This is a genomic window from Thiopseudomonas alkaliphila, from assembly GCF_001267175.1.
Taxonomy (GTDB): Bacteria; Pseudomonadota; Gammaproteobacteria; order Pseudomonadales; family Pseudomonadaceae; genus Oblitimonas; species Oblitimonas alkaliphila.
On record NZ_CP012358.1, the window covers coordinates 117,787 to 144,704 of the forward strand.

Annotated in this window: 25 protein-coding genes; 19 read left to right on the top strand and 6 right to left on the bottom strand. The window is 48.1% G+C overall.

From position 1 onward, the window contains the following. Together AKN87_RS00565 and AKN87_RS00570 are read left to right on the top strand one after the other, a co-directional pair. On the top strand, window positions 1-444 hold the full coding sequence (locus tag AKN87_RS00565) for a MarR family transcriptional regulator (protein WP_053101553.1): 444 nt from the start codon (window positions 1-3) through the stop codon (window positions 442-444). After that, the gene (locus AKN87_RS00570; RefSeq protein WP_080995459.1) at window positions 434-2,140 is read left to right on the top strand and encodes a DHA2 family efflux MFS transporter permease subunit; all 1,707 of its coding nucleotides are present in this window, start codon (window positions 434-436) and stop codon (window positions 2,138-2,140) included. The genes AKN87_RS00565 and AKN87_RS00570 overlap by 11 nt, the downstream gene beginning before the upstream one ends. A gap of 43 nt (window positions 2,141-2,183) precedes the next feature. Here AKN87_RS00570 and mfd read toward each other — a convergent pair whose 3' ends face one another. Beyond that, entirely contained in the window at window positions 2,184-5,624 is a 3,441-nt protein-coding gene (mfd, locus tag AKN87_RS00575; RefSeq protein WP_053102163.1) for a transcription-repair coupling factor, read from the bottom strand. A gap of 168 nt (window positions 5,625-5,792) precedes the next feature. Between mfd and AKN87_RS00580 the strand changes: the two genes are divergently transcribed. From AKN87_RS00580 to sthA, 10 genes are all read left to right on the top strand, one after another. Then, window positions 5,793-7,241, top strand: a complete 1,449-nt coding sequence (locus AKN87_RS00580) for a glyceraldehyde-3-phosphate dehydrogenase (protein ID WP_053101555.1) — start codon at window positions 5,793-5,795, stop codon at window positions 7,239-7,241. Between the two features lie 250 nt (window positions 7,242-7,491). Next, window positions 7,492-8,829, top strand: coding sequence for a Na(+)-translocating NADH-quinone reductase subunit A (locus AKN87_RS00585; RefSeq protein ID WP_053102164.1), 1,338 nt, complete (start codon window positions 7,492-7,494; stop codon window positions 8,827-8,829). A 2-nt stretch (window positions 8,830-8,831) separates the two neighbouring features. Beyond that, entirely contained in the window at window positions 8,832-10,049 is a 1,218-nt protein-coding gene (locus AKN87_RS00590) for an NADH:ubiquinone reductase (Na(+)-transporting) subunit B (protein ID WP_053101557.1), read from the top strand. After that, a complete protein-coding gene (locus tag AKN87_RS00595) occupies window positions 10,039-10,827 on the top strand; it encodes a Na(+)-translocating NADH-quinone reductase subunit C (protein WP_053101558.1) in 789 nt (262 codons plus the stop codon). Before AKN87_RS00590 ends, AKN87_RS00595 begins: the two co-directional genes overlap by 11 nt. Window positions 10,828-10,831: 4 nt before the next feature. Then, window positions 10,832-11,500, top strand: a complete 669-nt coding sequence (locus AKN87_RS00600) for an NADH:ubiquinone reductase (Na(+)-transporting) subunit D (RefSeq protein WP_053101559.1) — start codon at window positions 10,832-10,834, stop codon at window positions 11,498-11,500. Beyond that, window positions 11,500-12,108 carry an NADH:ubiquinone reductase (Na(+)-transporting) subunit E gene (gene nqrE, locus AKN87_RS00605; protein ID WP_053101560.1) on the top strand — a complete coding sequence of 203 codons (609 nt, stop codon included), beginning with the start codon at window positions 11,500-11,502 and terminating at the stop codon, window positions 12,106-12,108. Before AKN87_RS00600 ends, nqrE begins: the two co-directional genes overlap by 1 nt. 9 nt (window positions 12,109-12,117) lie before the next feature. After that, on the top strand, window positions 12,118-13,344 hold the full coding sequence (gene nqrF, locus AKN87_RS00610) for an NADH:ubiquinone reductase (Na(+)-transporting) subunit F (protein WP_173568176.1): 1,227 nt from the start codon (window positions 12,118-12,120) through the stop codon (window positions 13,342-13,344). 1 nt (window position 13,345) lies between these two features. After that, on the top strand, window positions 13,346-14,371 hold the full coding sequence (locus AKN87_RS00615) for an FAD:protein FMN transferase (RefSeq protein WP_408033269.1): 1,026 nt from the start codon (window positions 13,346-13,348) through the stop codon (window positions 14,369-14,371). After that, the gene (nqrM, locus tag AKN87_RS00620) at window positions 14,368-14,622 is read left to right on the top strand and encodes a (Na+)-NQR maturation NqrM (RefSeq protein ID WP_053101562.1); all 255 of its coding nucleotides are present in this window, start codon (window positions 14,368-14,370) and stop codon (window positions 14,620-14,622) included. Before AKN87_RS00615 ends, nqrM begins: the two co-directional genes overlap by 4 nt. Window positions 14,623-14,683: 61 nt before the next feature. Then, window positions 14,684-16,075, top strand: coding sequence for a Si-specific NAD(P)(+) transhydrogenase (sthA, locus tag AKN87_RS00625; protein WP_053101563.1), 1,392 nt, complete (start codon window positions 14,684-14,686; stop codon window positions 16,073-16,075). Window positions 16,076-16,126: 51 nt separating this feature from the next. Here sthA and AKN87_RS00630 read toward each other — a convergent pair whose 3' ends face one another. Then, a complete protein-coding gene (locus AKN87_RS00630; protein ID WP_053102165.1) occupies window positions 16,127-16,867 on the bottom strand; it encodes a glycerophosphodiester phosphodiesterase in 741 nt (246 codons plus the stop codon). Window positions 16,868-17,050: 183 nt separating this feature from the next. Here AKN87_RS00630 and AKN87_RS00635 point away from each other — a divergent pair, with 183 nt between their 5' ends. Continuing rightward, window positions 17,051-18,298: a lipoprotein-releasing ABC transporter permease subunit gene (locus tag AKN87_RS00635; protein ID WP_053101565.1), complete on the top strand. Its 1,248-nt coding sequence runs from the start codon at window positions 17,051-17,053 to the stop codon at window positions 18,296-18,298. After that, entirely contained in the window at window positions 18,291-18,989 is a 699-nt protein-coding gene (gene lolD / locus AKN87_RS00640; RefSeq protein ID WP_053102166.1) for a lipoprotein-releasing ABC transporter ATP-binding protein LolD, read from the top strand. Before AKN87_RS00635 ends, lolD begins: the two co-directional genes overlap by 8 nt. Before the next feature lie 62 nt (window positions 18,990-19,051). Here the strand turns inward: lolD and htpX are convergent, their stop codons facing one another. Both htpX and AKN87_RS00650 read right to left on the bottom strand, forming a co-directional pair. Next, entirely contained in the window at window positions 19,052-19,933 is an 882-nt protein-coding gene (gene htpX / locus AKN87_RS00645; RefSeq protein WP_053101567.1) for a protease HtpX, read from the bottom strand. Between the two features lie 144 nt (window positions 19,934-20,077). Beyond that, window positions 20,078-21,289 (bottom strand): pyridoxal phosphate-dependent aminotransferase, encoded by a 1,212-nt coding sequence (locus AKN87_RS00650; RefSeq protein ID WP_053101568.1) that lies wholly within the window; start codon window positions 21,287-21,289, stop codon window positions 20,078-20,080. Window positions 21,290-21,467: 178 nt separating this feature from the next. On the opposite strand from AKN87_RS00650, the gene msrB reads away from it, so the two are divergent. After that, window positions 21,468-21,857, top strand: coding sequence for a peptide-methionine (R)-S-oxide reductase MsrB (msrB, locus tag AKN87_RS00655; protein WP_053101569.1), 390 nt, complete (start codon window positions 21,468-21,470; stop codon window positions 21,855-21,857). Window positions 21,858-21,898: 41 nt separating this feature from the next. Then, entirely contained in the window at window positions 21,899-22,810 is a 912-nt protein-coding gene (locus AKN87_RS00660; protein ID WP_053102167.1) for an ATP-binding protein, read from the top strand. A 67-nt stretch (window positions 22,811-22,877) separates the two neighbouring features. Here AKN87_RS00660 and AKN87_RS00665 read toward each other — a convergent pair whose 3' ends face one another. Together AKN87_RS00665 and AKN87_RS00670 are read right to left on the bottom strand one after the other, a co-directional pair. After that, window positions 22,878-24,134, bottom strand: coding sequence for an HlyC/CorC family transporter (locus AKN87_RS00665; RefSeq protein ID WP_053102168.1), 1,257 nt, complete (start codon window positions 24,132-24,134; stop codon window positions 22,878-22,880). Window positions 24,135-24,147: 13 nt separating this feature from the next. Continuing rightward, complete coding sequence (locus AKN87_RS00670; protein WP_053101572.1) at window positions 24,148-24,948, bottom strand: cytochrome C assembly family protein; 801 nt, start codon at window positions 24,946-24,948, stop codon at window positions 24,148-24,150. 202 nt (window positions 24,949-25,150) lie between these two features. Between AKN87_RS00670 and AKN87_RS00675 the strand changes: the two genes are divergently transcribed. Genes AKN87_RS00675 through plsX form a run of 3 tightly spaced genes read left to right on the top strand, consistent with a single transcriptional unit; the run spans window position 25,151 to window position 26,916 of the window. Continuing rightward, entirely contained in the window at window positions 25,151-25,675 is a 525-nt protein-coding gene (locus AKN87_RS00675) for a YceD family protein (protein ID WP_053101573.1), read from the top strand. Between the two features lie 12 nt (window positions 25,676-25,687). Continuing rightward, the gene (rpmF, locus tag AKN87_RS00680; protein WP_053101574.1) at window positions 25,688-25,870 is read left to right on the top strand and encodes a 50S ribosomal protein L32; all 183 of its coding nucleotides are present in this window, start codon (window positions 25,688-25,690) and stop codon (window positions 25,868-25,870) included. 2 nt (window positions 25,871-25,872) lie between these two features. Continuing rightward, entirely contained in the window at window positions 25,873-26,916 is a 1,044-nt protein-coding gene (plsX, locus tag AKN87_RS00685; protein ID WP_080995460.1) for a phosphate acyltransferase PlsX, read from the top strand. The last annotated feature ends 2 nt before the right edge of the window (window positions 26,917-26,918 follow it).

The window sequence follows — 26,918 nt, forward strand, 5'->3', positions numbered from 1 at the left end:
ATGTCGATTACACAGCAACACTTATTTGCAACGCAGCTAGCGCAATTGTCTCGGGCGTGGCGCGCTGAGTTAGATAAGCGTTTGCAGGGGCTTAATTTATCTCAGGCACGCTGGTTAGTGCTGTTGCATTTAGCGCGTTTTGAACAAGCACCCACCCAAAGCGAGTTGGCACTTGAAGTTGGGGTTGAAGGTCCCACCTTAGCCCGTTTACTTAGCGCCTTGCAGGCTGAAGGCCTAGTTGAGCGTAAGGCCGCGCTAGAAGATCGCCGCGCCAAGCATATTTACTTAACTGAGCTGGCTAGGCAGCGCATCGAGCAAATTGATGGCATTGCTGCTGCTTTACGCGCGCAGGTATTTAATGGAATTAGCGCTGAACAGGTAGAGCTATGTCAGCAGTTACATCAAACCATGTTGGTGAACTTAGAAAGTGTCAATGTACCGTGATTTAGACATGATGCAAAAACACTATGGCGCCCGCTATAAAACGTGGCTGCTCAGTGTATTGCTATTGGGCAGCATGGTGATGGTGCTGTCGTCTACCAGTATCAACGTGGCGCTTCCAGAAATTATGAATCAGTTTCACATGGGCCGTTCTATGGCGCAGTGGCTGGTCACTGGTTTTTTGGCGGCGATGACGTCTGGATTATTACTGGCGGCTTGGATTCAAGCGCGGATTGGTGCCCAGAATACCGTACAGTTAAGTATTGGCGTATTTTTGATGGCCTCGGTGTTAGCTTTGATTGCTACCGAGGGCTGGCAGTTGATTGCGTTGCGGATTATTCAAGGGGCCTGTGCGGGGATTATTCAGCCGCTGGCCACCGTACTAATTTTTAGAGTGTATAAAGATGGCCGTCGTGGGCGGGCGCTGGGTATTTATGGTTTAGGCTTAATGATAGCGCCAACTGTGGGGCCGACCATCAGTGGTTATCTGGTGGATGCCTATGGGTGGATGGCGGCATTTTGGCTACCCATGCCTGTGTGTGTGTTGTTACAGGTGGTTGGGCCTTTATTGTTGCCCAATGACCGTGAGCCTGAGGCTAAACGTTTAGATGTGCTGGCCTTGGTGTTGTTAACGGTTTCGTTATTTGCCGGCTTAGGTGGGTTAGCTGAGGCCCAAGTACAGAATTGGGACAGTCCTTGGGTTTATGGGCCAATTGCGTTAGCTTTTGCCTGTTTAATAGGCTTTTTTGTGGTCACTCTCGGTAAAGAAAATGCGCTATTGCCCTTAGATTTGTGGCGTATTCCGGCGTATCGTCGGGCCAGTTGGATTGCTTTGGCTTTGGGTATGGGCTTGTATGCCTCTACTTATTTTATTCCCCTGTTTTTACAAACTGTTGGCGGCTTTACCGCTGGGCAATCAGGGCTTATTTTACTGCCAGCGGGGATCTTTTTGGGTTGTGCCTCTTATATTAGTGGCTGGCTCTGTGACCGGATGAACTTTGCCTGGATTTTAATTATTGGCTTGCTGCTGTTTGCCTTATCTAAAACGTGGTATGGCTTGTGGGGAGTGAGCAGTGGTTACTGGTGGCTGTGTATCTGGGCGGCGATTGGCCGTGCCGGGATGGGGTTGTTGGGGCCTGCGATTAATACCGCTTCTTTAGAAAACTTAACTTCAGCTCAGCTGGCTCAAGGCGCCAGTGGGATTACCTTTGTGCGTCAGCTGGGGGGCGCCTTTGGGATTAACTTGCTCACGGCATTTTTAGAGTGGCGCTTTGAGGTGCGTGGCGGTACTCCTGAGGCCGACAATCAAGCCTTTGAAGAAACCTTCTGGTTGATGGGGTTGGCATTTGCTTTAGCTTTATGGCCTGCCTGGCGATTGCGACCAGGCCCGCTGAATCGCGCCGAACTGCGCTATCAAAAGTACCAAGACCGCTTGAGTGCAAAGCAAGCAACTGAGAATACCGCAACCGCAGCGCAACTCAGCACTGATAGCGAGAGTGCCAGCAGCGATATAAGCACAGATAGGCAAGTGGACTTAGCAGCGGATGCAGAATCACAGGCTGAGGTGGTCACAGCGCATGAGGAGTTAGGTGAACTGGCGCTGGATGATGAGCTAGCTGAACCGGCTGTAACTCTAGAGCAGGCCGACCAGTCTAAGTCGAGCGAGCAAAACGAGTTACCCGCTCAATCAACTCCTTGAGTCAACCCCGTCGCATCATTGACGGGATTGTGTAGGTAAATTCTTACTTGGGAAGTAAGCTTTCAAGCAAGGCTTCAAGGGTATTGAAGCGCTCTTGGTCGGTATTCATTGGCACTTGAAATTTAAACACTGTACTGCCTTCAAACTTATAGCGGTTGGGCTGAGTTTGAATCAGTTTGATCAGCTGCATTGGATCTACCGGAGTCTTGCTAGAAAACTCTAATTTGCCGCCTTGTGGGCCTGCATCAATTTTAATAATTCCCAGCTTATCGGCCAGTAATTTTAATTCTGTTACTCGCACTAAATTTTTGGCAGGTTCTGGCAGCAAACCAAAACGATCAATCATCTCCACCTGTAAGTCTTTGAGTTGTTCGTGGTTCTCTGCCGAGGCAAGACGTTTGTACAGTGTCAGACGAGTTTGTACATCGGGCAGATAGTCATCAGGAATGAGCGCTGAGACCCGTAAGTTCACTTCAATTCCCGCATCTAAAGGCTGATTGAGGTTAGGTTGCTCACCTTTTTGAATGGCTTTGACCGCGCGCTCGAGCATTTCCATGTACAAAGTAAAGCCGACGGACTGAATTTCACCGCTTTGACCATCCCCGAGTAACTCTCCAGCGCCACGAATCTCTAAGTCATGGGTGGCTAGAATAAAGCCAGCGCCTAAGTCTTGAGCGTTGGCAATGGCTTCGAGCCGTTTTTTGGCGTCCTCGGTAATTTTTTTCTCGTTCGGCGTCAGAAGGTACGCATAGGCCTGATGATGGCTGCGGCCAACGCGTCCACGCAGCTGGTGTAGTTGTGCTAAGCCAAACTTATCGGCACGCTCGATAATAATGGTGTTGGCGCTCGGCACATCAATTCCAGTTTCAATAATGGTGGTGGCGACTAATACGTTAAAACGCTTGTGATAAAAGTCGTTCATCACTTGCTCAAGCTCACGCTCACGCATTTGCCCATGGCCAATACCAATACGGGCTTCAGGTACCAATGCCGCTAGATCTTCGGCGCATTTTTCGATGGTTTTTACATCATTATGTAGGTAGTAAACCTGGCCACCACGTAGCAGCTCTCGTAATAAGGCTTCTTTCACAATGGCATCTTGTTGCGGCATAACAAAGGTGCGCACTGATAAGCGCCGAGCCGGTGGCGTAGCAATAATCGATAGATCACGCATGCCAGCAAAAGCCATATTTAAGGTGCGCGGAATCGGCGTAGCCGTTAGGGTTAAAATGTCCACTTCACTGCGCAGTGCCTTCAGTTGTTCTTTTTGCCGCACGCCAAAGCGGTGTTCTTCATCAATAATGACTAAGCCTAAATTATTAAACTTAATATCGCTTTGCAGCAGTTTGTGGGTACCAATTAAAATATCTACCTTGCCTTCGGCGAGTAGTGCGGCGGCAGCTTGGGTTTCTTTAGCAGTTTTAAAACGGCTCATCACTTCAACTTTTACCGGCCAGTCGGCAAAGCGGTCGCGAAAGCTATTATAGTGTTGCTGGGCAAGCAGGGTAGTAGGCACTAAGACTGCCACCTGTTTACCGCTTTGAATCGCAATAAAGGCCGCGCGCATAGCCACTTCAGTTTTACCAAAGCCCACATCACCACACACTAAGCGATCCATTGGTTTACCGGCCAACATATCGCTGCGCACGGCATCAATGGCTGCTTGTTGGTCGGGTGTCTCTTGGTAAGGAAAGGCGGCACTAAAGGTGGCGTAATCGGCGCCGGGGTTGGCAAAGGCAAATCCTTTGCGAGCAGCGCGTCTGGCGTAAATATCTAACAGCTCAGCTGCCACATCGCGTACTTGTTCGGCAGCTTTACGCTTGGCTTTTTGCCACTGCTCTGAACCTAAGCGATGTAAGGGGGCCGTTTCATCATCACTGCCGCTGTAGCGTGCGATTAAATGCAAGTTAGCTACAGGTACGTACAGTTTAGCCTCATCGGCATATTCCAGTAATAAAAACTCAGTGGCTTGATTGTCAATTTCTAAGGTGGTTAGCCCTAAATAACGTCCCACACCGTGATCAATATGAACAACGGGGGCACCTTCACGCAGCTCAGTTAGATTGCGGATAGTATGCTCATTTTGTGTCGCATTGCTGCTTTTTCGCTGCTTGCGCTGCTGGACAAATTTTTGTCCAAGTAAGCTGCTTTCGGGAATGATGCTAAGGGCTTCAAGACTCAGCTCTTCAACCAATGGCGCCAAGCCTATGCAAACATGATCGCTGTGGGCGAGAAAATCTTTCCAGCTTTCAACCGAAGTTGGTTTCAGTTTAATGCGTGCCAGCAACTCTAAAAGAACTTCGCGACGACCTGCGGTTTCAGCGGTAAAGAGTACTCGGCCTGAGGTTTGCTCGATAAACTGGCGTACTGCTGCTAAGGGCTCTGCACTACGGGACTCGATGGTGAGCTCAGGGAGCGGCAGGGTGTCAAACACTTCGCGGCCAACACCTGGCTCAATAGCTTCTTGATGCACAATGATGCGTGGCCAGTTTTTAAGCTTGGCAAAGTACTCTTCCGTTGGAATAAATAATTCGTTTGGCGGCAGAATTGGGCGCTCAATATCGCCTTTACGATCTTCGTAGCGAGTACGTGCATCTTGCCAGAATTGATTAGCGGCTTGCTCAACACCGGGCAGGGAAAAGACCTGGGTGCTATCGGGTAGATAGTCAAATAAGGTTGCGGTGTGCTCAAAAAATAGCGGCAGATAGGCTTCAATGCCGGCAGGTGTAATGCCATTCGATAAGTCTTGGTAGATTGGACAACGCCTAAAATCCACATCAAAGCGTTCACGAAAGCGATTACGAAAGGCTTTAATTGCTTCCTTATCCAGCGGGAACTCACGAGCGGGTAGCAGATTGATATTGCTGACTTGTTCTAGCGAGCGCTGCGTTTCAGGGTCAAAGGTGCGTAAGGTGTCGACTTCATCATCAAATAAATCAATGCGAAACGGTAGCTCCGAGCCCATCGGAAATAAGTCAATAATCGATCCGCGAATCGCATACTCGCCGTGCTCGTATACCGTATCAACGCACTGGTAACCTGCTTCAGTCAGTTGATGGCGCAGTTGCTCTGCATCGAGCGTTTGTCCGGTGTTTAATACTAAGCTTGAACCCAGTAGAAACTGAGTAGGGGCTAAACGATAGAGCGCGGTATTAATCGGCACAATTAATACGCCTTGTTTAACCTTGGGCAATTGATACAGGCTAGCAATACGCTGCGAAATAATATCCTGGTGCGGAGAAAATACATCGTAGGGCAGGGTTTCCCAGTCAGGAAAATGCAGAATCGGTAATTCAGGGGCGAACCAGCTGAGTTCTTCTTGCAGTAGCTGTGCGTTTTGGCTGGTATCTGTCAGCAATAACGTTAGGTGTTGTGCAGCTTTGGCTGCCTCACTAATAGCTAAAGCACGGCTGGCGCCACGTAGGTTACCCCACTGCTGACGACCGGCATTGGAAGAGATGTTAGGTAAGGGTAATACGGGCACAATAAATACTTTACTTGGCTAAAAAGCCTGATTGTAACCAGCTGTTAGGGCGCTTGCTAGGAGAGATTGCTGTGAGATTGGCGCGCGGTTTGTGCTTAGAGCTTGATGCTTTTGTTTAGTATGCCGATAATACAGCCCTCTTTTAACTAACAGATATAGGTGTTGCCTGTGACTCAGCAAACTGACCAGTGCCTTAATGAGTGGATTGATCGTGAAGCCATCGCCGAAGCAATGATCCCTTTAATCGGCCAGTTGTACCGTAATAATAATGTAGTTACATCTATTTATGGTCGCGGCCTAATCAATCGCTCGGTCATTTCAATTCTTAAAACTCACCGCTTTGCCCGTCACCGTATTGGTGAAGGCGCTGAGTTAACGGTACGTGAAACCTACCCCATTTTAAAAGCCATGAGTGAGTTGGCGCTGGGCAGTGCTTCAGTTGATATCGGTAAGTTAGCGGTTAAGTTTAAGCAGGAAGGTCAGGGCCGCTCGATTGAAGAGTTTGTCAAAGCTGAGCTAGCACCTGTAGTTGATAAGCAAAACGAAAACAAACACCAGGGCAAAGATGTTGTGCTGTATGGTTTTGGCCGTATTGGTCGTTTGTTAGCGCGTATCCTGATTGAGAAAACCGGTGCCGGTGATGGCTTACGTTTACGCGCGATCGTAGTGCGCAAGGGTGCTGAAAATGACCTAGAAAAGCGTGCCAGCTTATTGCGCCGTGACTCTGTGCATGGCTCATTTGATGGCACCATCGTCATTGATGAAGAAAATAACACCATTACCGCTAACGGTAACCTGATTCAGGTGATTTACTCCAATGACCCAGCGTCAGTGGATTACACCCAGTACGGCATTCAAGATGCATTACTCATTGATAACACCGGTATTTGGCGTGATGAGAAGGGCTTAAGCCAGCACTTACAGTGCCCAGGTATTGACCGTGTGGTTTTAACCGCGCCAGGTAAAGGTGAGTTGAAAAATATTGTACACGGTGTGAACCATGCTGAGATTAGCGCCGATGATAAAATCATCTCTGCTGCCTCGTGCACTACTAACGCGATTGTACCGGTGTTAAAAGCGATCAATGACAAGTTTGGCATTGAAAATGGTCACGTTGAAACTGTGCACTCGTTCACTAACGACCAAAACTTAATTGATAACTTCCATAAAGGCAGTCGTCGTGGTCGTGCTGCTACGTTAAACATGGTATTGACGGAAACTGGTGCGGCAACTGCAGCAGCTAAAGCCTTACCGGTATTAAAAGGTAAGCTGACCGGTAACGCGATTCGCGTTCCTACGCCTAACGTATCTATGGCGATTTTGAACCTGAACTTAGGTAAGAGCACTACTCGCGAAGAAATGAACGAGTACCTTCGTCAAATGGCGATGCATTCTGAGTTGCAAAAGCAAATTGACTATGTGTGCTCACAAGAAGTGGTATCAACTGATTTCGTAGGCTCACGCCATGCGGGTGTAGTTGATGCTGAAGCTACCATCTGTAATGACAATCGTTTAGTACTCTATGTGTGGTACGACAACGAGTACGGTTACAGCTGCCAGGTCATTCGTGTTGCTGAAGATATTGCAGGAGTAAACCCACCTGCATTTCCTCAGTAATCAGCTGATAAGTTAGCTGAATCGTGTAAACGGGAGCTTTAGGGCTCCCGTTTTTTTAGAGATTTTGTCGTAACGCAGCTAAAAGGTCTTATTGCTCGATTAATTGAGCTTTTTACTAGCAAGACTAGCCGTTGCATCTCTATAATTAGTGGGATTAATTTTTAGGTGTTGGAACTATCGGGGCTAATGCTATTTAGCCGCGGCGGATTCAATAAATTATAAAGACTTAAAATCGTGGTTAGGCAGTCCTATGATCAGAATAAAGCGTGGGCTTGATTTGCCCATGACTGGTTCGCCGGAGCAGCGTATTGAAAACGCTAAACCGGTGACTTCAGTCGCCGTCATAGGCTTCGACTATAACGGTATGAAGCCAACGATGGAGGTGAAAGAAGGAGACCGGGTTAAGTTAGGTCAAGTTCTATTCACTGATAAAAAAACGCCTGGCGTGGTGTATACAGCACCAGGAGCAGGAGTAGTAAAGGCCGTTAACCGTGGTGAGCGCCGTGTATTTCAGTCAGTAGAAATACAATTAGAGGGTGATGAGCAAGAAACGTTTGCACAGTACAGCTCAGAGCAATTAAGCGCGTTGACCAGTGAGCAAATCCGTGAGAATTTGCAGCAGTCAGGATTATGGACTGCCTTTCGCACTCGCCCTTATAGCAAAGTGCCAGCCGTTGATAGCACGCCCAGCTCAATCTTTGTCAATGCGATGGATACCAACCCATTAGCAGCTGATCCAGCGGTTGTGCTGAAAGAGTACGCCACTGAGTTTGAGCAAGGGTTAGTGATTTTAGCGCGCTTAGCCAAAGTGTTTTTATGTAAAGCACCTGGAGCGGTGATTCCGGGTGAGAAAACCAACGGCGTTACCACTGAAAGTTTTGCCGGACCGCATCCTGCGGGTTTAGCGGGCACGCATATCCATTATCTTGATCCGGTTAGCGCCACTAAAACAGTGTGGACTATTGGTTATCAAGAGGTGGTAGCGATTGCTAAACTCTTTACTACCGGCCAAATTTGGACAGAGCGCGTGGTTGCTTTAGCTGGACCTGTAGTGAAACAACCGCGTTTAGTTCGTACGCGTTTAGGTGCGAATTTGGCTGAAGTTACGGCCGGTGAACTAGAAGGTGAGAGCAACCGAGTGATTTCGGGCTCCGTTTTTGGTGGTCGCACCGCACGTGGTGTCTGTAACTACCTAGGTCGTTACCACACGCAGGTTTCGTGCTTGCATGAAGGTAATGAGCGTCAGATGCTGCATTATATGCGTCCAGGCGTTGATAAGTTCTCGACCTTAAACATCTTCATTTCTAAGTTGTTTGCCGGTAAAAAGTTTGCTTTTGATACCAGCACTAACGGCAGTCCGCGGGCGATGGTGCCAGTGGGTAACTACGAGAAAGTCATGCCGCTAGATATTTTGCCCACGCAATTACTTCGCGCGCTAATCGTCGGTGATACCGAAGTCGCGCAGCAGCTGGGTTGCTTAGAGTTGGATGAAGAAGATCTCGCGCTGTGTACCTATGTGTGTGCAGGTAAGTACGAGTATGGCCCGATTCTACGGGATAACCTAACTCGCATTGAGCAAGAGGGATAATCATGGGATTGCGCGCTTTATTAGATAAAGTAGAGCACCACTTTGAAAAAGGTGGTAAGTACGAAAAGTGGTACGCGCTCTATGAAGCCTTCGATACCTTTTTGTATCGTCCTGGCAGTGTTACTAAAACCACCGCTCACGTACGGGATGGCATTGACCTCAAACGTATGATGATCACAGTGTGGATGTGTACCTTCCCAGCCATGTTCTTTGGTATGTGGAACGTTGGTTACCAAGCTAACCAAGTCTTTGCTAACTCACCAGAGTTATTTGCCAGTGCTCAAGAAACTTGGCGCATTGCTTTAACTGCGATGCTAGCAGGTTTTGATCCGAGTAATTGGTGGGACAACATTGTCCAAGGGGCCACTTGGTTTGTGCCGATTTACTTGGTGACTTTCGTGGTGGGTGGTTTCTGGGAAGTGTTATTTGCCAGTATCCGTAAACACGAAGTTAACGAAGGCTTTTTCGTTACCTCAGTGCTTTTTGCTTTAATCGTTCCTCCTAGCATTCCGTTATGGCAAGTGGCCATCGGTATTAGCTTTGGGGTGGTGATTGGTAAAGAAGTATTTGGTGGTACCGGTAAAAACTTCTTAAACCCTGCATTAGTTGGCCGTGCTTTCTTATTCTTTGCTTACCCTGCACAAATCTCTGGAGATGCAGTGTGGACAGCAGTGGATGGCTTTGCCGGTGCTACAGCGCTGAGCTTAGGTGCAGAAGGTGGCTTAACTAACATCATGGATAACGGTGTGAGCTGGATGAGTGCCTTTATTGGTACGACTCAAGGCTCAATTGGTGAAACCAGTACCCTAGCTATCTTTATTGGTGGTGCAGTCTTACTCCTAACCCGTATTGCCGCTTGGCGAATTGTGGCTGGGGTGATGCTTGGGATGGTTGCACTCAGTACGTTATTCAACTTTATTGGCTCTGATACCAACCCCTTATTTGCTATGCCATGGTACTGGCACTTAGTGGTCGGTGGTTTTGCTTTCGGTATGATTTTCATGGCAACTGACCCTGTGTCAGCGTCAATGACCAATACCGGTAAGTGGATCTTTGGTGCCTTAATTGGCGCGATGGCGGTCTTAATTCGTGTGGTGAACCCTGCGTTCCCTGAAGGCATGATGCTAGCAATTTTGTTTGCTAACTTATGTGCGCCACTGATTGACCACTTTGTGATTCAGGCCAACATCAAACGGAGGCTCGCACGTAATGTCCAGTAAGAAAGAATCGACTGTACGTACACTTGTTGTTGCTCTCTTAGTCTGTTTAGTGTGCTCGGTATTCGTTGCCGGCGCTGCGGTGGCACTCCGCCCAATTCAGACTGAAAACAAAGTGTTAGATAAACAACGCAGTATTCTAGCGATTGCCGGTCTAGGCGATGCCAGTCTCTCTGCTAGTCAGGTGAAAGAGCTGTTTGATACTCGCGTTAAAGCACGGGTAGTTGATCTGGAGACCGGTAAATTTACCGATCAGTTTGACGCTGAAAGCTTTGATCCCCTAGCGGCATCCAAAGATCCTGCGCTGTCTAAAGGTTTAACCAGTACTGAAGACATTGCTTCAATCAAACGTCGTGAGAATTACTCAACGGTGTACTTGGTGGAGCAAGATGGCAAGCTCGATAGCGTAGTGATTCCTGTACGTGGATACGGTCTGTGGTCAACCTTGCATGGCTTTATGGCACTTAAAGGTGATCTGAATACTGTGGCTGGCTTTGGATTTTATCAACACTCAGAAACCCCAGGTTTAGGTGGCGAAGTGGATAATCCTAAGTGGGTTGCACAATGGTTAGATAAAACTGTGTATGACGCTCAAGGTCGCGTGGCTTTGGACATCGTTAAAGGCAACGTTGATCCAAGCAGTCCACAGGCGATTCACCAAGTGGATGGCTTAGCCGGTGCTACTTTAACCAGTAATGGGGTGGAACACCTCTTACAGTACTGGTTGGGTGAAAGCGGTTTCGGTCAGTTTATTGAGAATCTGCGCAGAGGGGAGGCTTAATTAAATGGCTAAGCCAACAATTAAACAGGTTCTACTGGATCCTATTTTTAACAATAACCCCATCGGCTTACAGATTCTGGGAATCTGTTCGGCGCTGGCGGTAACCTCGAACTTAAAAACAGCGTTAGTGATGTCGGTAGCCTTAACTTTAGTTACGGCTTTCTCTAACTTGTTTATTTCGATGATTCGCTCACAAATTCCTAGCTCTATTCGGATGATTGTGCAGATGGTCATTATTGCCTCTTTGGTGATTGTGGTCGATCAGGTGTTAAAGGCCTACGCTTATTCATTGTCGAAGCAGCTATCGGTATTCGTTGGCTTGATTATCACCAACTGTATCGTTATGGGCCGGGCAGAAGCATTTGCGATGGCTAACCCACCCGTGCTGTCATTCTTTGATGGTATTGGTAACGGTTTAGGCTACAGCGCAATGCTGATTGTGCTCGGTATCGTACGGGAGCTATTTGGTGCTGGTAAGTTAATGGGCTACACCATTTTCCCAGTAATCAATGACGGCGGTTGGTATTTACCGAACGGTATGTTGTTACTGCCTCCTTCTGCATTCTTCTTGATTGGCTTATTTATTTGGGCCTTAAGAATGTGGAAAAAAGATCAGGTCGAGCAGCCAGACTTCCGTATGGCACCCCATAGCCCAGAGAAGGAGGCGTACTAATGGAACATTATTTAAGTTTGTTCGTTAAGGCAGTCTTCGTTGAGAACATGGCGCTGGCCTTCTTCTTGGGGATGTGTACGTTTATTGCCATCTCGAAGAAAGTTGAAACCGCGATTGGTCTTGGGATTGCAGTGGTTGTGGTGCAGACCATTACTGTGCCAGCTAACAACCTAATTTATACCTACCTACTCAAAGACGGTGCGTTGGCTTGGGCCGGCCTGCCTGATGTTGACCTGAGCTTCTTAGGCTTATTGAGCTACATCGGGGTGATTGCGGCGATCGTGCAGATTATGGAAATGCTGCTGGATAAGTACGTGCCTTCGCTGTATAACGCGTTGGGTGTGTTCTTGCCCTTAATTACCGTGAACTGCGCCATCATGGGCGGTACCTTGTTCATGGTTGAGCGTGATTACAATCTGTCTGAAAGTGTGGTGTATGGTTTAGGTTCAGGTTTCTCCTGGGCGTTAGCCATTGCTCTGCTTGCAGGTATCCGTGAAAAGCTTAAATACAGTGATGTGCCAGTGGGATTACAAGGGTTAGGTATTACCTTTATCACTATTGGCCTAATGTCGCTGGGCTTTATGTCATTTTCTGGCGTACAGCTATAAGGAGGCGAGATAATGAATTACGAGATTTTCCTCGCTATTGGTATGTTTACCGCGATCGTGATTGCCTTGGTGATCATGATTCTGGTGGCGCGGGCGAAACTGGTTAACAGTGGTGATGTTTCCGTTGAGATCAACGGTGAGCGGACGATTACTGTGCCTGCCGGTGGCAAGCTGTTGCAGACTTTAGCCTCAAATAATATTTTCTTATCCTCAGCCTGTGGCGGTGGTGGTACCTGTGCCCAGTGTAAGTGTGTAGTGGAAGAAGGCGGCGGCGATATGCTGCCGACAGAAGCTTCGCACTTTACTCGCCGTGAAGCGAAAGAAGGCTGGCGTTTATCTTGTCAGGTTTCAGTGAAGCAGGACATGAAAATTGAAGTGCCAGAAGAAGTCTTTGGGGTGAAAAAATGGGAGTGTACGGTTGAGTCTAACCCGAACGTAGCCACCTTTATTAAAGAGCTAACCTTGCGTTTGCCAGAAGGTGAAAACGTTGACTTCCGCGCCGGTGGTTATGTGCAGCTAGAATGCCCACCCCACACCGTGCACTACAAAGATTTTGATATCCAGCCTGAATTCCATGCCGACTGGGATAAGTTTGATATTTGGCGCTACTCATCGACCGTGGATGAGACGGTAATCCGTGCTTATTCGATGGCTAACTACCCAGAAGAAAAGGGCATGGTGAAGTTCAATATTCGTATTGCCACCCCCCCACCAGGACGTGATGATTTGCCAGCAGGGCAGATGTCCTCTTGGGTATTTAGCTTGAAGCCAGGCGATAAAGTGACTGTTTACGGACCCTTTGGTGATTTCTTTGCTAAAGACACTGATGCTGAAATGGTCTTTATCGGCGGTGGTGCAGGGATGGCGCCGATGCGCTCACACATCTTTGACCAGTTAAAGCGTTTGCACTCAACGCGCAAAATGAGTTTCTGGTATGGTGCGCGCTCAATGCGTGAAGCCTTCTATATTGATGAGTACGACAAGCTACAAGAAGAAAATCCAAACTTCGAGTGGCATTTGGCATTATCTGATCCGTTACCTGAAGATAACTGGGATGGACCAACCGGCTTTATTCACAATGTGTTGTATGAGAATTACTTAAAAGATCACCCAGCACCTGAAGATTGTGAGTACTACATGTGCGGGCCGCCAATGATGAATGCGTCGGTGATCAAGATGTTAGAAGATCTTGGGGTAGAACCAGAAAACATCCTGCTCGACGACTTCGGAGGTTAAGGTGCGTAGACATTTGGTAGTTGGATTGGTTATCGCTTTGGGGTTTGGCTTAACCGCCTGCACCCCTAAAGAGCGCATTGAAACGCTACAAGGCCCAACTATGGGCAGTACTTATACGGTAAAATATGTTCGCGGGCCGAACATGCCAGCGCCGGATAAAGTGAATGTAGAGTTACAAAGCATTCTTAACCAAGTTGACCGCCAAATGTCGACCTACCGCGCAGACTCAGACTTGTCTGAGTTTAACCGTCTGCCAGCAGGCTCTTGCCAAACCATGCCAGAGCCTGTCTTACAACTAGTGCGTTACGGTCAGCAACTGGCTGAAAGTAGTGGCGGTGCCTTTGATCTAACCATTGGGCCTTTATTGGATGTATGGGGCTTTGGCCCTCATAGCCGTGGTCGAGTACAACCCAGTGCAGAGCAAATTGAACAAGCGCGTTCGCGCGTAGGCTATCAATACCTAAAGATTGAGCAAAATCAGCTGTGTAAAGAAAAAGCCCTAGAGGTGGATCTGAACAGTATTGCTGCCGGTTATACCGTTGATCAGGTGGCTGAACGTTTTCAATCTTTAGGTATTGACAGTTATATGATTGAGATTACCGGTGAATTAAAAGCCGCTGGTAAAAAGCCCGACGGCAGTGCCTGGCGCATTGCTATTGAAGAGCCTAACTTAGAAGGGCAGCGGATTGTCCAGCGAATCTTACCGATTGATGGCTTAGGGGTTAATACCTCGGGGGACTACCGCAATTATTATGAAGAAAATGGGCAGCGTTTTTCCCATACCTTAGATCCTAATTTAGCGGCTCCCATTCAGCATAAATTGGCTGCGGTTACAGTAATTGATCCCTCAACCTTAGCAGCTGATGCCTTAGGTACCTTATTGTTAGTATTGGGCCCTGATGCCGGTAAAGCTTACGCTGAGCTACATCAGATTGCCGCACTGTTTGTAAGTCGTGTCGATGAGGGGTTTGTCACCGAAACAAGCAGTGCATTTGATCAGTTATTTCCAACAGGAGAGCAACCATGAGTGGTATTGCGCTGTTTTTAGTGGTATTTGCGGTAATGGCGTTAGTCATTTTAGGCATGTCAGTTGGAGTTATTGCTGGGCGTAAACCTATTGCAGGTTCTTGCGGTGGAATTGCCAACTTAGGCATTGAAAAAGAATGTTCTATCTGTGGTGGGGTGCGGGAAAAGTGCGAAGAAGTTACCCGTGATCAGGCCGTAGCACAGACTCAGTCTGAGGCCTTGGCCTATGACGCTGCTGCTAAAACTCGTTAATTGAATCGAAGTCATCTTATTTATTGTGCTGTGAGAAAGAGCAGCTGACGAAGGAGTCACAATGGCAGTTTATAACTACGATGTGGTCATTTTAGGATCGGGTCCAGCCGGTGAGGGAGCTGCAATGAATGCGGCTAAAGCTGGACGTAAAGTGGCTGTGGTTGAAAGCCGTGGAGTAGTGGGTGGCAGTAGTACGCACTTAGGTACGATTCCATCTAAAGCATTACGTCACTCAGTGCGTCAAATTTTACGTTTTAACACTAACCCTATGTTCCGCCAAATTGGCGAGCCGCGTTGGTTCTCTTTTCCAGACGTACTGAAAAGCGCTGAAAGCGTGATTAAGCGTCAAGTGGCATCGCGCACCGGTTATTACGCGCGCAATCGGATTGATGTGTATTTTGGTACCGCAAGCTTTGCCGATGAGCACAGCATTGATGTGGTTGGTCCGAGCCGTGTAGAAAAACTGGTGGCTAACCAGATTATTATTGCTACCGGTTCACGCCCGTATCGTCCAGCAGATATTGATTTTAGTCACCCGCGGGTTTATGACAGCGATACCATTTTAAATCTTAGCCACACGCCGCGTCGGTTAATTATTTATGGCGCTGGGGTGATCGGTTGTGAGTACGCTTCGATTTTTAGTGGTTTAGGGGTGCTGGTTGACTTAATTGATACCCGCGATCAGCTGCTGAATTTCTTGGATGATGAAATTTCCGATGCCTTAAGTTATCACTTGCGTAATAACAACGTACTGGTTCGTCATAATGAAGAGTATGAGCGGATTGAGGGCACTGAGAACGGCGTCATTTTGCACTTAAAATCAGGCAAGAAAATTAAAGCCGACGCCTTACTCTGGTGTAACGGTCGTACCGGTAATACTGACCAACTGGCTTTAGAGAACGTAGGCTTAACCGCCAATAGCCGTGGCCAAGTAGAAGTTGATGAGTATTACCGCACCGCAGTGCCGAATATTTATGCAGCCGGTGATGTGATTGGTTGGCCGAGCTTATCCAGTGCCGCTTACGATCAAGGTCGTTCAGCTGCCGGTAATATTGTAGACAATGAAAGCTGGCACTTTGTGGATGATGTGCCTACCGGTATTTATACCATTCCTGAAATTAGCTCGTTGGGTAAAACCGAAGCAGAGCTAACCAAGGATAAGGTGCCGTATGAGGTGGGTAAGGCTTTCTTTAAGAGTATGGCCCGTGCACAAATTTCCAGTGAACCTGTGGGGATGCTGAAGATTTTGTTTCACCGTGAAACCTTAGAGATTTTAGGGGTGCATTGCTTTGGCTATCAGGCCTCAGAGATTGTGCATATTGGTCAGGCGATTATGAATCAGCCGGGCGAGTTAAATACCCTTAAGTATTTCATTAATACTACCTTTAACTTCCCGACCATGGCTGAAGCCTATCGAGTTGCAGCCTTTGATGGGCTTAACCGCCTTTTTTAATCGGCTCCGATAAGTGGCCTGAGGGTATCGGAGCAGCTTTACAGGAGCAGTTTAACGACTCCCGAGTGTGGCACTGGCCAAACCGGGAAAGTCTGTAATCAGGCTGTCTACTCCCATGTTAGCGAGCCTTAGCATTTGCTTAGGCTCGTTGACTGTCCAGAGTGAAAGGTGCAAACCTTTTGCTTTACTGCGCTCCACTAGGCGCGATGTGCAGAGTTTCCAATTTAAAGCCAGCAATTCACAATTATAGCGTTTAGCTATCGCTAGGGGATCTTGCCAGCGCCACTCTACGACGCAGCCTCGACTTAATTCCGGCGCCCATTGCATCGCGGCGTGCAGTACTTGATGGCTAGCGGAGGTGAGGGTGACTCGCTCTGTGAGTTGATAGCGTTCTACTAAGTTTTTTACCGCCAGTACCGTGGCTTTGGCCTGAGCACGGGCAACGCCTTTAATTTCCAATTGCCAATGCTCAAATGCGCACTGTTGAAACAGTTGTTCAAGGGTTGGAATTGGACAGTAAGGCGGCTTGGCCGCTTGGGGGTAAGCTCGATTAAAATTAGCACTGGCATCTAACTGGCTGAGTTCGGTTGAGGGTTTAGCTGCCAGCGTGCCGGTCTGGCCTGTGGTGCGCTTTAATGTGGCGTCATGAAATACCATCAGTACACCATCTTGAGCCAGGCGTAAATCAAGCTCACAGTGGGTAACGCCTTGGGCTAGGCAGTGCTGAAAGCTAAATAAGGTGTTCTCCGGCGCTTCGCCTTTAGCGCCGCGGTGTCCATAGATAATTGGCATAGTGGTCTCTAATGAAGAGTAGCGATAAAGCGGCTGACAGCGAGTGAGATATCGGCCGAGTTCAGTTAGTATAGCCCAGTCTTTTTAGCAGATTTGTCGATCAGCCTAAACTTGTTAAGGGCTAAGGTGGTCACAAGGGCTTCGCCGAAAACATTGAGTTGGCTTTTACAACGGAAGGGTTTTATGTTTCGACCATTAGCACTTTTTATTGGTGCACGTTATACCCGCGCTAAACGGCGCAATCATTTTATTTCATTTATCTCTTTGACCTCAATGATTGGCTTGGCACTGGGTGTGCTGGTGATGATTTTGGTACTTTCAGTGATGAACGGTTTTGACCGAGAATTACGGACGCGGATTTTGGGGATGGTGCCCCATGCTACTGTCAGTGGTCAGCAGCCGATGGCCGATTGGCAGCACGTAGGCGAGCAGATTTTAAAACATCCTGAAGTGGCTGCAGTGGCGCCTTTTACTCAGCTGCAAGGCATGCTGAGTCACTCGGGCAGTGTGCAGCCGGTGATGGTTAATGGGGTTGATCCAGAGTTTGAAAATAAGGTCTCGATTATTTCCGAACACATGCAGCTGGGCCAGTTAGAAGATTTACGCAGTGGTGAGTTCGGAATCATCATTGGTGAGCTTACCGCGCGTCGGTTTGGCGTCGGCGTGGGGGAGAAAATTACCTTTGTGTTACCTGAGGCCTCAATTACGCCAGCGGGTGTCTTTCCGCGGCTAAAGATGTTTACGGTGGTAGGAGTGTTTAAGGTCGGAGCAGAGTTAGATAGCTCCTTGGCATTGATTAACGTACAAGATGCTGCACGTTTAACGCGCTGGCCCACTGATCGCGTAGAAGGCATCCGTTTAAAACTGAATGATTTGTTTAGTGCGCCGCGAGTAGCCCGCGAGATTGCTTTTAGTTTACCTCAGAGTGATCTGTATCCCAGTGACTGGACGCGTAGCCACGGTAACTTATTCCAAGCGATTAAAATGGAAAAAACCATGATTGCTTTACTGTTATTACTAATTGTAGCAGTGGCCGCATTCAATATTATTTCTACTCTCGTGATGGTGGTTACTGACAAGAAAGGCGATATTGCGATCTTGCGTACTTTGGGTGCATCGCCTGGGCAGATTATGGGTATTTTTATGGTGCAAGGCAGCTTAATTGGCGTGGTCGGTACCCTGATTGGTGGTGTATTGGGAGTCATTGCTGCCCTGAATGTCACTGCCTGGGTAGCAGGGTTAGAGAAATTGTTGGGCTATCAGTTTTTAAGCAGTGATGTGTATTTTATTAGTTATTTGCCCTCTGAGTTATTAGTGGAAGATGTGGTGTTAATCTGTACTGCGGCATTGTCTCTGAGTTTTTTAGCAACGATCTATCCTGCATGGCGTGCATCGCGTACGCAGCCAGCCGAGGCCTTACGTTATGAGTAATAATGCTTATGTTTTAGAGTGTCGTGGGCTGGTTAAATCCTATGCCGAAGGCCCGCAAGCGGTTGAGGTGTTAAAAGGTGTTGAGTTACAGATTCAAGCCGGTGAGCGGGTAGCTATTATTGGTGCTTCTGGCTCTGGTAAAACCACCTTGCTGCATATGCTGGCAGGGTTAGATACGCCAACGGCTGGCAGTGTCTGGTTAGCTGGCGCTGAGTTATCAGCTTTATCAGAGGCGAAACGCGGTCAGCTGCGTAATCAAGCGCTGGGCTTTGTCTATCAGTTTCACCATTTGCTGCCTGAGTTTAATGCCTTAGAAAATGTCTGTATGCCCTTGTTAATTGGTAAGCAGCCCATTAGCCAAATTAAACAAGCCGCAACTGAGTTATTAGAGCGGGTGGGTTTGGCTAAACGTATGACCCATAAGCCGGCTGAATTATCCGGTGGTGAGCGGCAGCGTGTGGCTATTGCCCGGGCACTGGTTAATCAACCGGAGTTGGTGTTGTTAGATGAGCCGACGGGTAACTTAGACCAAGCCACAGGGCAAAGTATTCAGGCCTTGATGCTAGAACTATCTAAACGTTTGGGTACGGCGTTTTTGGTAGTGACCCATGATCCTGAGTTAGCCAAACGTATGGATCGAGTGTTAAAACTTGAGGCGGGTTGCTTAGTGGATGTAACGGCAGAGTTGTAATAGATCTACAGGCAATAAAAAACCGTGCTTAAAGCACGGTTTTTTATTGCCTGTTATAGAGCTTAGTAGTTGGCTTGTTGTAAGGCGGCGATACGCACTTCAAGCGGCGGATGGCTCATTAACAAGCCCGCCAGTCCTTGTTTCAGGTCACCACTAATACCAAAGGCAGCCAAGGTGCCAGGCATTTCTTGCGTAATCTGCTGTTGCTGCTCATGCAGTAAATGATCAAGGGCAGAAATCATCGCGCCAGTACCGGCTAATTGTGCGCCTATAGCATCTGCACGGTACTCGCGCTGGCGGGAGAACCACATAGTAATCATGCTAGCCAGCAAGCCAAACACTAACTCGGCAATAATTACCGAAATGTAATAGCCCATACCGCGGCCTTCTTCGTTTTTAAATACCACGCGATCAATAATATCGCCGACAATTCGGGCAAAGAACATCACAAAGGTGTTAACTACGCCTTGTAACAGAGCCATGGTCACCATGTCGCCATTAGCAATATGGCCGATTTCGTGGGCCAGGACCGCTTCGACTTCTTCCCGAGAAAAACGCTCGAGCAAGCCCTCACTGACACCCACCAGCGCATCATTTTTATTCCAGCCGGTAGCAAAGGCATTGGAGTCATAAGAAGGAAAGACGCCCACCTCAGGCATACCAATCCCTGCTTCTTGGGCCAAGCGCTCGACGGTATTCAGCAGCCACTGTTCATGTTGGTTGGCAGGTTGTTCAATCAGATAAATACCTGTGGTGCGCTTTGCCATCCATTTGGATAAAAAGAGCGAAACAAACGCGCCGACCATGCCAAATACCGCACAGAACACTAAAAGGCTGCCGTAGTTAGCCCCCGTGTAGCGGTCTACACCAAGTAGCTTTAAGGTGATGCTGGCTACGAATAGGACGGCTAAGTTAGTGAGTAAAAATAGACCAACACGCAACATCGTTTAACTATCTCCAGAGAGCGTAAAATTAACTGAATATATAGATTGGGATTAAATGCGCAACCACAAGAGTATGGATAAATGTTTCTTTATACCGAGCTGTCTTTGCCGAAGAAGTAGGTAAAGACAGCTAAGGGGTATGGTTTACTGACGGTAGGTGCTTAAGAAGTTGCCAATGCGTTTAATCGCCTGCTCTAAGTCATCGACTCGAGGCAAGGTAACCACGCGGAAATGGTCAGGATTAGGCCAGTTAAATGCCGTGCCTTGGACAATTAATAACTTTTCTGAAAGCAAAAGATCTAAGGCAAACTTTTCATCGTTGTAGATAGGACAAACCTTAGGATCAATCCGTGGGAAAGCGTAGAGCGCCCCCATCGGTTTTACGCAGCTGACACCAGGGATATCATTCAGTAACTCCCAAGTGCGGTTGCGTTGCTCCAGGAGACGGCCTTGGGGCAGTACCAAGTCATTAATACTCTGATAGCCACCGAGCGCGGTTTGAATGGCATGCTGCGCCGGCACGTTGGCACAGAGGCGCATGTTGGCCAGAATATCCAAGCCCTCAATATAGCTGCGAGCATTATGTTTAGGTCCCGTCACTACCACCCAGCCGGAGCGAAAGCCAGCTACCCGGTAAGACTTAGATAAGCCGTTGAATGTAAGGCAGAGTACATCCGGGGCTAATGAAGCGGTGCTGATGTGCTGTGCTTCGTCATAGAGAATTTTGTCGTAAATCTCATCGGAGAAGATTACGAGGTTATGTTGTCGTGCCAGCTCAACAATTTGCTCAAGCAATTCTTTGGAGTACACCGCACCGGTTGGGTTGTTGGGGTTAATTAAGACAATCCCTTTAGTGTTGGGGGTGATTTTAGCTTTGATATCGGCAATATCCGGAAACCAGCCTGCTTGCTCGTCACACAGGTAATGCACAGGGGTACCGCCAGCTAAACTGGTGGCTGCGGTCCAGAGCGGGTAATCTGGGGCTGGCAGTAAAATCTCATCACCGTTATTTACTAACGCTTGGAGAGTCATCACAATCAGTTCAGAAACACCATTACCGAGATAGATGTCTTCAATTCCAACACTAGGCATGCCTTTTTGTTGGTAGTACTGCATGACTGCTTTGCGAGCGCTGAATAAGCCTTTAGAGTCGCTATACCCTTGAGCGGTAGGTAAGTTGCGAATGACGTCCTGTAAGATTTCTTCCGGGGCCTCAAAGCCAAAAGGAGCGGGGTTGCCGATATTCAGTTTAAGAATACGGTGGCCTTCATCCTCTAAGCGTTTGGCATGTTTAAGCACGGGTCCGCGGATGTCATAACAAACATTAGCGAGCTTATTCGATTTGCTGTACTGCATGATCCTAATATCCGGTTTTAATATAAAGAGGCGCACTCAAGGCGCAAAATGAACCGCAGTCACGGCAGGGCGATTGGGCAGTGTCAGACCACGGAAATAATGAGCTCTATCATACGACCGAAAAATATATTTCGAAAGGGATAGAAGCAGAAGAAAATCAATATAAAAGGAAAATCTCGTGAAAAAAGTAGAAAAGACGTTAGAAAATTGGCGTGAAACTTTATCTGACGAGCAATTTCGTGTGTGTCGCTTAGCAGGAACAGAAAAACCTTTCACTGGGGAGTACTTGCAACCTAAGTCTAGCGGCCGTTACCTTTGTGTGTGCTGTGGGCATCCATTATTTGCCGCGGCTACACAATATGACGCGGGTTGTGGTTGGCCCAGTTATACTGCACCCATTAACCCGCAGGCGGTATGGGAACGTGAGGACTTAAGTCATGGCATGCAGCGGATCGAAGTTTTGTGTCAAGGTTGTGATGCGCATTTAGGTCATGTGTTTCCCGATGGGCCAGCGCCAGGTGGCTTGCGCTATTGCATTAACTCGGTAGCCTTAACCTATCAGCCCTGATTGGGCAGCTTGTATTATCAGTGTAACGGGAGCGACAACCCATGAGTGGACAGTTAGATAGTTTTTTAAAGCAAGCCAAACGTTTGCTCAAGCGGGTAGAACCTTTATTACCTCCAGAGCGAGTGGCCATTGACTGGCAGTTGTGCAAGGCGGCACGTTGGCAGCAAGTGGGGCGCTTTGGGCAACTAGTGCCGATGGCGGTTAATTTATCGTTGCAACTTGATGACTTACAAGGATTAGAGCAGCAACGCATGGCGCTGCAGCGTAATACCTTACAGTTGTTGCAGGGCTATCCGACTAACCACGCGCTGTTATGGGGCGCGCGTGGCACCGGTAAATCTTCTTTAGTGCGGGCTTTATTGGCGGCTTATGTTGATCAAGGGCTGCGCTTAATTGAAGTTGAACGTGAAGGGTTGGAGCAGTTGCCGCGGATCGTTGAAGGATTGGCTGGTTTGCCTTATAAATTTATTGTGTTTTGTGATGACCTATCTTTTGAGGCTGGCGAGGGGGATTATCGGATCCTCAAAAGTGTATTGGATGGATCCCTTGAGCAGGCGCCTGACAACGTGGTGCTGTACGCTACCTCTAACCGTCGTCATCTGGTGCCAGAGCGTCAGGCTGATAATGCCAATTGGCAACAAGTGGATGGCGAGATTCATCCCAGTGAGGCGGTAGAAGATAAAATTGCTTTATCCGATCGTTTTGGGTTGTGGCTTTCTTTTTATCCCTTTACTCAAGCGCACTACCTTGAGGTGGTGTATCACTGGATTGCGCACTGGGCTGCGCCTACCGGTTTAGTCTGGGAGCGTAGTCAAGCAACCGATTTGGCTGCCATTCAGTGGGCGACCCAGCGTGGCAACCGTAACGGACGCTGCGCCGCACAGTTTGCTAAGTTTTGGGTCGGTCAGCAGTTATTAGATCAGGCGTTAGCGGCGGCGGAGCAAAATCCATAGCTGCGCTTGGTGGAGATGATCGCAGGTGAATGTTGCCTGCGATCAACAGCGGGTTGAGTTAGTGGTTTTACTCGGCAATTCGAACCCTAGCTAAGTTGACTCGATTATCTTTAACTTCTAGGGTTTCAATATAATAAGGCCCAATACGCAGGCAAACAGAGCCATCAGGAATGCTTTCGAGTATTTCAGTGATTAAACCATTGAGAGTTTTCGGGCCGTCGCTAGGCAGTTCCCATTCTAGGGCCTTATTGATTTCGCGAATATAAGCCGCGCCATCAATAATATGGCTGCCATCGTTTTGACTGCGAATCTCCATCTCGTGAGGGTTATCTTGGTGGCTGAAATCACCGACGATCTCTTCCAAAATATCTTCCAAGGTAACAATCCCTTCCACATCGCCGTACTCATCAACCACAATCGCAATGCGGCGTTTATTTTGCTGAAAGTTCAGTAATTGAGTCGAGAGTGGGGTGCTTTCGGGAATAAAATACGGCTCGTTACAGGCACTTTGCAAATCGTTGTGGGTGAGTTTATTTAAGGTGAGCAAGCGGGCAATTTGCCGCATATGGATCACCCCAATGATTTGGTTGATATTTTCACGGTACAGCGGAATACGGGTGTGAGTCGTGGTGCGCAGCTGCCAAATAATGGTATCGAGATCGCTGTCTAAATCGATGCCAAAGACCTCATTACGGGGAATCATAATGTCATTCACCGTGACTTTTTCAAGATCAAGAATACCTAGTAGCATATCTTGGCGGTTGCCAGGTAATTCTTGTCCGGCTTCGCGTACCACGCTACGCAGCTCTTCAGTAGATAAGCTATCTGAGCCACGTTGTTTGGGATCAACGCCCATTAAGCGCAATAAACCATTACTAATGGCGCCAGTCAGCCACACCACGGGAGCGAGGAGTTTCATCAGTAGCTGTAAAATATGGCTGGCAGGATAGGCGATCATTTCTGGGCGCAGTGCGGCGAGGGTTTTGGGGGTGATTTCACCAAAAATCAGCACAATAATGGTCAGGCCGGCAGTGGCAATCGCCACCCCAGCATCTCCCCATAGATCGACGGCGACAATGGTGGCTATCGAAGCGGCGAGAATGTTAACCACGTTATTACCGACCAAAATAGTGCCCAGTAGACGATCGGGTTTGCTCAGTAAATTAGCCGCACGTCGCGCACCTTTGTGGCCTTCACGGCTTAAATGGCGTAGGCGGTAGCGATTGAGGCTGAGAATTCCAGTTTCTGAGCTGGAGAAAAACGCCGAGCAAATAATTAAAAAAACAAGTAGCCCAATGAGGTAGCCAATTGGCAAACTGTCCACTGTAGATAATGCCTCAAATATTTAAGATAAATTCACGTACCAGTTTGCTGCCAAAATAAGCCAGCATCAGTAAGCAAAAGCCAGCTAGGGTCCAGCGAATTGCGGTATGGCCACGCCAGCCTAATTGATGTCTACCCCAAAGCAGTATCGCAAATACCACCCAAGCCATTACCGCCAGAGAGGTCTTGTGGGCAAGATGCTGGGCAAAAATATCTTCTAAGAACATCCAGCCCGAAGCGAGGGATAAGGATAAAAGAATCCAGCCTGCCCATAAAAAAGCAAAGAGTAGCTTTTCCATGCTTTGTAGGGGGGGGAAGTGCTTGATAAGTTTAGATACAGGGCGCTTGCGAAGTTGTTGCTCTTGGATTAATAGAACGAGCGACTGCAGCACGGCAATGGTAATCATGCCGTAGGCTAATACCGACAGTAAAATGTGGCATAAAATACCAGGCTCTTCATTGATTAACTGTACAGTACCTTGGGGCAGGGCAATGGTGCTTAGTACCAACAGCGCACTTAAGGCAAATAGGGGTGCTAACAACACCCGAATCGGCATCAGCCAACTACCAATTAAGGTAAGCAGTACCACCGCTGCGGCAATTAAACTGGCGGCATGGCTAAAGCTGAGTAGTAGCCCTTGCTCAGTTAGCAGTTGTGGCATCAGACCAGACAAGTGGGCCAGTAGCCCAAGTATACCTAGGCTATTAAAAACAACTGGCCGAATCGCCTGGCTACGCCACAGATTAATCCCGTGATACAGACTGGCAGCTAAGTAAAGGAAAATAGCTGCCCAGTTGAATAGCGAAATGGACATAGCACCTATATCAGTCAACGAAAGAAAGTTAAGTATAAAGCAAGCTACGTGCACGGAAACAGTTATTTACTAGGGAATTTCCTCAAACACGCAGACTTATAGCTCAGTATTCTATATGATGTCAGCTCCGTTAGTTAAGAATAGATTGCAAAGACGAATAACCTTTGACAGTTATAGTCTTCAACAATAGAATACCGCGCCTATGATGAATGGTCCGATTCCTCCTCACGTTGACCCGCGTAAATATGCTGACCGTGAAATCACCCTTAAAGGTGAAATTGCGCTAGCTGAATTTGCCCGTGTCTGCGATTTGCTTAGCAGTGATGCCGGTTCTGTACAGGTAACGCTGGAGTTTCGCCGTGATGAGCAAAAAGTTGCATTATTGCATTTGACGCTTCAATCCACTGTGCAAATGATTTGCCAGCGTTGCTTAGGTGATGCGGCTTTGCCGGTTGAGGCTGAGTGCACCTATGCGATGGTTTGGCCAGGTACTGATGAATCACAGTTACCTAAAGGTTATGATGCACTGGAAGTAGATGAGGAGCCGTTAGCGCTTTATCCTTTAATTGAGGATGAGTTGCTGCTAGCACTACCGATTATTCCGATGCATCCGCTTGAAGATTGTCATCCAGTCGAACTCGACTCATCCATTGTGGGTGAGGAAGTTCAAGAATCTAACCCGTTCAGTATCCTTGCGCAATTAAAAAAGCGCGATCCAAACGTTTAGGAGTTAATCACAATGGCTGTTCAGAAGAACAAAGTATCACGCTCAGCGCGTGACATGCGTCGCTCTCACGATGCATTAACCGAAAAAACTTTAACTGTTGAAAAAGCAACAGGTGAAGTGCGTCTGCGTCACCACGTATCTGCTGATGGCATGTACCGTGGCCGTCAAGTAATTAACAAGGCCGCTGCTGAGTAATTTTGTCAGCCCTTGTTGTTGCTGTTGATGCAATGGGCGGGGACTACGGTCCCCGCTGTACTGTTCCCGCTTGCCTCGATAGCTTAAAAAAAAATCCTGCGTTACATATCCATCTCGTTGGCCAGCAGGAAGCCATCGAACAAGAGCTTCTGCTCTATCCTAAAGCTGATACTTCCCGCTTAACTTTGCATTTTGCAACTGAATCCATCGCTATGGATGCAGTGCCTTCGGCTGTCTTGCGTCATCACGCTGATACCTCCATGGGGGTGGCGCTAGAGCTGGTAAATTCTGGTCGTGCCCAGGCGGTGGTGAGTGCGGGCAATACCGGAGCTTTGATGGGGTTATCCAAGCTCATTTTGAAAATGATTCCGGGTATTGTTCGGCCTGCAATCATGACCGCCATTCCGACCCGTACCGGTAAGTCGCATTTGCTAGACTTGGGCGCCAATGTGAACTGCACCGCTGAGCATCTTTACCAATTTGCCTTGTTAGGTGCGCTAACCACTGAGGCTTCTGGTTTACGGCGCCCTAAAGTAGCGCTGTTAAACGTGGGGCGTGAGCAAATTAAAGGCAACTCGCAAGTTAAAGAGGCGCACGAGTTACTTAAGGGTTTAAGTAGTATTAATTACATTGGCTATATTGAAGGCGATGATATTTTTGCTGGAGTGGCGGATGTGGTGGTGTGTGATGGCTTTGTCGGCAACATTTTGCTAAAGGCTACCGAAGGGCTAGCGCAAATGATTGGCGGGCGTATTCGTCAAGAGCTCGGGCGTGGCATTCGGGCTGGCCTGCTGGCCTGGTTGGCAGCGCCAGTATGGCGTGCGTTGCAAAAAGATCTGGCGCCTGAGCGTTATAACGGTGCTGGAATGCTGGGATTAAATGGCATTGTGATTAAAAGTCATGGCGGTGCTAAGCGCGAGGCTTTTCAGTATGCGATTAAAGCTGCGGTGCAGGCAATTGAAGAAGATTTACCCAGTTATTTACAGCAGCACCTGCACCCCTTACTGGAAAAATGTGACGGCGAGAAGGCTGCGTGCATCGAATAGCT

Excerpts from the sequence above, each read along its gene's own strand:
- AKN87_RS00565 (WP_053101553.1), top strand. The coding sequence starts at position 1 with ATGTCGATTACACAGCAACACTTATTTGCAACGCAGCTAGCGCAATTG.
- AKN87_RS00570 (WP_080995459.1), top strand. The coding sequence starts at position 434 with ATGTACCGTGATTTAGACATGATGCAAAAACACTATGGCGCCCGCTAT.
- AKN87_RS00585 (WP_053102164.1), top strand. The coding sequence starts at position 7,492 with ATGATCAGAATAAAGCGTGGGCTTGATTTGCCCATGACTGGTTCGCCG.
- AKN87_RS00590 (WP_053101557.1), top strand. The coding sequence starts at position 8,832 with ATGGGATTGCGCGCTTTATTAGATAAAGTAGAGCACCACTTTGAAAAA.
- AKN87_RS00595 (WP_053101558.1), top strand. The coding sequence starts at position 10,039 with ATGTCCAGTAAGAAAGAATCGACTGTACGTACACTTGTTGTTGCTCTC.
- AKN87_RS00600 (WP_053101559.1), top strand. The coding sequence starts at position 10,832 with ATGGCTAAGCCAACAATTAAACAGGTTCTACTGGATCCTATTTTTAAC.
- nqrE (WP_053101560.1), top strand. The coding sequence starts at position 11,500 with ATGGAACATTATTTAAGTTTGTTCGTTAAGGCAGTCTTCGTTGAGAAC.
- nqrM (WP_053101562.1), top strand. The coding sequence starts at position 14,368 with ATGAGTGGTATTGCGCTGTTTTTAGTGGTATTTGCGGTAATGGCGTTA.
- sthA (WP_053101563.1), top strand. The coding sequence starts at position 14,684 with ATGGCAGTTTATAACTACGATGTGGTCATTTTAGGATCGGGTCCAGCC.
- AKN87_RS00630 (WP_053102165.1), bottom strand. The coding sequence starts at position 16,867 with ATGCCAATTATCTATGGACACCGCGGCGCTAAAGGCGAAGCGCCGGAG.
- AKN87_RS00635 (WP_053101565.1), top strand. The coding sequence starts at position 17,051 with ATGTTTCGACCATTAGCACTTTTTATTGGTGCACGTTATACCCGCGCT.
- lolD (WP_053102166.1), top strand. The coding sequence starts at position 18,291 with ATGAGTAATAATGCTTATGTTTTAGAGTGTCGTGGGCTGGTTAAATCC.
- htpX (WP_053101567.1), bottom strand. The coding sequence starts at position 19,933 with ATGTTGCGTGTTGGTCTATTTTTACTCACTAACTTAGCCGTCCTATTC.
- AKN87_RS00650 (WP_053101568.1), bottom strand. The coding sequence starts at position 21,289 with ATGCAGTACAGCAAATCGAATAAGCTCGCTAATGTTTGTTATGACATC.
- AKN87_RS00660 (WP_053102167.1), top strand. The coding sequence starts at position 21,899 with ATGAGTGGACAGTTAGATAGTTTTTTAAAGCAAGCCAAACGTTTGCTC.
- AKN87_RS00670 (WP_053101572.1), bottom strand. The coding sequence starts at position 24,948 with ATGTCCATTTCGCTATTCAACTGGGCAGCTATTTTCCTTTACTTAGCT.
- AKN87_RS00675 (WP_053101573.1), top strand. The coding sequence starts at position 25,151 with ATGATGAATGGTCCGATTCCTCCTCACGTTGACCCGCGTAAATATGCT.
- rpmF (WP_053101574.1), top strand. The coding sequence starts at position 25,688 with ATGGCTGTTCAGAAGAACAAAGTATCACGCTCAGCGCGTGACATGCGT.